The following is a 1,191-nucleotide window of genomic DNA, read 5'->3' as shown; positions in this document are numbered from 1 at the left end:
GACATTGACCACTGGCTGAAGGCCTTTGCGCACCGCCGCGTCGGGCGACAGGATGACCTGGGTCAGCGGAAGTTCGAACCCCCACTGCGACGATGGCTTGGGCGCAACGCCTTTCTCCGCCCACGCCATCATGTCGAGAAGCGCCTGGTTGAAGATGCCGCCGACGATCCCGCCGTGGGTATGCCCGCCGCGTTCCTGATAGTAGACCCGCAACATCTGGTCGTCCTTTGCCTTGCTCAGGTTCTGCTCGATCGTGTTCGCGTATCCCGCGACCCAGGACGGGAAGGCAAGGAAATCTGACAAGTTCTGGAAGAGCATGACCTTCGTCTTGATANACCGTCCGCATCGCGGTACTGATCGTACTGGTAATAGCCGGGCACGATTGTGTGGCGCGGGTAAAAGTACGCGGCCAGCAGGAAACGGTTGGTGATCCTGATCTTGCTGCCTTTGGTCAGCGCGTCGAGCAGAACCGAGCTATTTTTGCCCGACAGCTTCAGCAGGCCCGTCTTACGGTCGAGCGTGCCTGACAACGTCCCATAAGCTTCGGAGCGGCTGCTGGGATCGACCACTCGCGTTTGCCCGTCGGCCGCGTAGACGTAGAAACGCTGACCGGTCGTGCCAATCGGCGAAGCGGACTCCGGCGGCACGGCCGGGATGGTCGCCAGATCGAGCTGCACTGATGTTAGGAGGCCCGTGGCGTCCCGACTGACGGCGGTAATGGTTGCGAAGCCGTCCATCTTCGCGGCCGAGAGATAAGACGGCGGATTGCTGCCGGCATAACCGGGCTTCGACCAGAAATCATCCTCGTACGTCGGGTCGAGGTGAAATATCTCGTTCGTGCCCGTGATCGGCGACAGTCTGAGGAACGAGTTCAACTCGTTCAACGGGTAGCCTGCGGCGAGCAGTTCGTTCAAGACGGACTTCTCTTCCTCGTTGAGGCCGGCGTAGAGCAGGGTCTTTTCTGCATCGCTCAGACCGTCAGAGGCGTTGACGCCATTGCCGGCTTTGCCGAGCGACATAAGGCGAGCACGCTTCTCCTCGGACAGCGCGAGCGCGAAATGCCCGGTCCATTGGAATGCGTGGGCCGGGTTTCCGCGCGTTGCCGGACATACGATGATCACCCCCTCCCAGACGCCGGTCTGGCCTTCGGCAGCGGCCTGCGCCATCTGGCCGCCGCCGCTGCAGCCCCAA

Annotated in this window: 1 protein-coding gene; it reads right to left on the bottom strand. The window is 61.8% G+C overall.

Annotation, left to right across the window (positions count from 1 at the left end; translation table 11 throughout):
• Positions 1 to 216, bottom strand: a 216-nt coding sequence (locus IEX32_RS20345) for a hypothetical protein (protein WP_229736543.1), incomplete at its 3' end; no start/stop codon positions are given.
• Between the last annotated feature and the right edge of the window lie 975 nt (positions 217 to 1,191).

This window comes from Novosphingobium endophyticum (assembly GCF_014640675.1).
Classification (GTDB): Bacteria; Pseudomonadota; Alphaproteobacteria; order Sphingomonadales; family Sphingomonadaceae; genus Novosphingobium; species Novosphingobium endophyticum.
The sequence above is the reverse complement of the archived record's forward strand: the minus strand, read 5'-3'. Positions and strand labels throughout refer to the sequence as shown.